This window comes from Brenneria alni (assembly GCF_003666245.1).
GTDB classification, from domain to species: Bacteria; Pseudomonadota; Gammaproteobacteria; order Enterobacterales; family Enterobacteriaceae; genus Brenneria; species Brenneria alni.
Genome location: NZ_MJLZ01000086.1, coordinates 1 through 3,525, shown reverse-complemented (window position 1 = coordinate 3,525; position 3,525 = coordinate 1). Strand labels below are relative to the sequence as shown.

The following is a 3,525-nucleotide window of genomic DNA, read 5'->3' as shown; positions in this document are numbered from 1 at the left end:
CGCGTCAGGCTCACCTGGCCGGTGGCTATCCCCTCCAGCGCCAGTTGATCGCCGCGCCCTGAATTTATCGACTCCACGATCGTGTCATTGCCGTCGCCCTGTGCATAATGGTAGCTGTCGCTGCCCTCTCCGCCGTTCAGGTAGTCGTCCCCTTTACCACCGCGCAGCGTATCCGCCACGTTCGAGCCGATCACCCGATCGTCTCCCGCCGTCTGCATCGACGCGATCATCAGTTCCTGCAGCGTCTGCGCCGTCCAGACTGTGCCATCGGCAAACTCCACGTTTTCCACCCCGCGCTCATAGTCCGCGCCATACTGCGACTTCAGCCGCACCGAGCCGCCGTCGCCCGCCCCCTCGACGCTCTCCGCGATATGCAGGATAATGTCGATGCCGTCACGTGTCAGGCTTACCTGGTCGGCGTCGATGCCTTCCAGCACCAGCCGGTCGTTTTTGCCCGACCATCTGCCCTCTTCAATGGTGTCGTGGCCGTCGCCCCGGGCATAGTGATAGCTGTCATTGCCCTCCCCACCGTTCAGGTAGTCATCGCCCCTGCCGCCGCGCAGGCTGTCTCCGCCTTGCGCACCATACAATTTATCATCTCCGGATAACCCATATAACGCCCGTGCGGTATTGCCTGTCGCAGATAGCGTATCGTCAGCATATCCACCGATGCTTAATTCCAACTGTTCGGCAAACGCGCTCAGAACAACATCAATATCATCCCCGGCACGATTGCCATGACTTTGCAATGCATTCAGCACCGCCAGCGAATATTCGCTATCAACGCCTTTCAGCGCCATCCCCAATTCAGCGAGAGTGTCGATAGCCTTTTCCGGTTCTTCACTATAATCCGTCCGCAGCGCTGAAATAATCTCTGAGACGTCCCATACTATGCGCTGATTCTCGACGCTAACCTTCAGATTATCCATCACATCAGACAAATGGGACTGCAACATCAATTGCCCGTATACGCTATCCAACACTAATTTATACGTCGATTCTAATTTCTCTGCCGCATTCCACAGAGGATTGGGTTTACCCTCCTGACTGAACGCTTTGCCGACAAACGCTTCCAACGCATATAACTTCTGTCCATCAATATATCTGCCTCGGCTATCGGTTGCGTAGTTATTCGCTCCGCTCCAGACGCGCAAAATTTCATCCGCCAGCTTATAGCGCCCTTCACGTTCGTCCATTTGAACAAATTGCTCAACCAACCGTTGCAACGTTCCATCCTCGCTACGCGCCATAGCCTGCCGCAGATCGCTCATATTCCCCGCACCGACCACATCCGGCAATCGGGCTATCTCTTCCGATACTTCAACTTCATTTTTATCCAGCGTACGTGCAAGATTCACCTTGAACCACACATCCACCACATTGGCTACACTGCCATCCGTGCGGGTATAGCCTCCTTGTTGTAAGTGTTGATTCCCTTGCTCGTCCGTATTCTTGGTAGTGTGGTATGCCAGATTGATCGATTTTACCCCCGCCTCGCCAAGCGAAAGCAATTCGCCAGAATCGGTGCTGCCATTGCCATTGGCATCACGCCATACCTGCAATTTTTCAAAAACAGTATCCTGTTCATCAATAACGCCATCGTCATTCAGATCGTATTCCGCCAGCGCCGCAAAACCGTTGGCGGCGTTTGTTCCGGTTGCTGTAACGCTGTTGTTGCCGAACAATTCATTGCCATCGTCGATCTGGCCGTTGGCGTTTTTATCCAGCACCAGCAGCCCGTCATCCTTGCCCACCCAGCCGGAAAACTCAGCAAAGCCATTGCCGTCGTGATCAAAAAAGACTCCGTTATCCGCCGTCTCAACCCCGTCGCCATCGAGATCAAGAATCAAGGGGCTGTACGTATTCTCCGCCTTACCCACTCCTTCGCCTGCTTTTCCGGGTACGCCACCCGCAGCGCCCCTTTCCGGATTGGCAGATTTACCCGGCGCATTGGGATCACTCTCCCCAGGCAAAGGAATATCGCCCGCCCCAGGCGTTTCTTCACCCGTACCTTCATCCCCCTCCCCGTCTTCCCGGCTTAATTTCTCTAAAGCATTTTCTACCGCCTCGTTATAGGCGTTGCCTAACAGTTCACTGAATGACTGGAAACTTTCCCGCAGCCTGTTCATTATGTCCGATAGGTTTATCGATGAATCCGCTGCGACAGAGGCGATGGCCAATGCCGCGCCTGCCACCGTCAATGCCACCGCAGCCCCCATCAACGGCGCCGCGACGGCGGTGCCTGCGGCAGCACTCGCCACCGCTGCCGCCAATGTCAGCGCGCTGGCGCCCGAGGTGATATTACTTAACGCGGAATAGACCGAACTGGTGGGGATGGTGCCGTCTTTATTATATTGTCTATCTATTGTCAATATGTCATTAAGTAATCCAGCACTGGACAATCCCAATGCGGCGGCAGGAATAAATTTCCCGCCAATGGTTATACCCGGCAGGGCTTTCCCCATCATTTCCGCCACCGATCCCGCGGTCTGAGCTACACCAATCCCGGCACTTACTGCATCCTTTTTAACCGCATTATCGATCACCGGCACCGTGCTGGCCTGTCCGCTAACATAAGACAATATATTGCCGAATCCGGCATCCAGTAATCCCTTGGTTTTACTCATAATCCAATCTCCTTGAGGTACGTTTTCAGTAAAAAACCAAATAAAACTTTTTATTTTCTACAATCTAAATGCAACGACTTACATTCACATTCGCTGATATGATTTATATTTCAAGATGTCTTCACGCTAATTAATTTTCCAACTCACAAAATAAAAACATTACTAAACTTCATTTTTTTTATAAATAAATCTCCTTATTAAATAAAGCACCAAAAAAATTATAGGGATATTATACATAACGACATAACGAACTGCAGACTTCCTACCATAAGATATATCTTTCGACACATCTTCCAGACTAATTTTTTCTTCACCCTCCACTTTCAATCTGACCAACCGGCGTTGTGAATAGAAAAAATAAGCCGATTGATAAAACCAACCGACTTCAGCCTGCTTCCCTGACCAGTCATGTAACAAATCATCACTCGGTCCACAAAAATGTCCGACATTTAATTGATCCGCACAAGAAAAATATTCTATTTTATTATTTTTTTTCAATCCTAACTGAATACCTTTTTTATTGTTTTTCCTAAGAACCAGCTCACCCTGGGTATAATGTATCTCTTCCTCTTTTGGTATTTCCGCAATCCACGCATAGAATGATGGAATAATGTTAACCACTATGATTATAAAAGGAATTATCACCAACGTTTTTCGCCAGGGATCGCTAAAAAATGCCTTTAGCCATCGAAAAAAACGACCATCCAGCATCATACCAACAACAGAAGATGCAACCTTTTTATCGCACAATTTTTTCATAAATAACTCCTTTACAATATCTGATATCCATATTTACTATCCATAAACATCTCCTTAAATAAAAAACTTATGGCCTATCTTGTTACTCATCAATTTAAATTGATATAATTAGCATGATATTAATTTAAATGTTTAATAT

The 3,525-nt window shown here is 48.7% G+C and carries 2 protein-coding genes; both read right to left on the bottom strand.

Features of this window, described 5'->3' with window-relative positions:
* A partial coding sequence (locus BIY29_RS19570; protein ID WP_276310304.1) for a calcium-binding protein occupies nt 1-2,627 on the bottom strand: 2,627 nt, incomplete at its 3' end.
* Nucleotides 2,628-2,789: 162 nt separating this feature from the next.
* Nucleotides 2,790-3,386 (bottom strand): hypothetical protein, encoded by a 597-nt coding sequence (locus tag BIY29_RS19565; RefSeq protein WP_121576678.1) that lies wholly within the window; start codon nt 3,384-3,386, stop codon nt 2,790-2,792.
* Nucleotides 3,387-3,525: the final 139 nt, after the last annotated feature.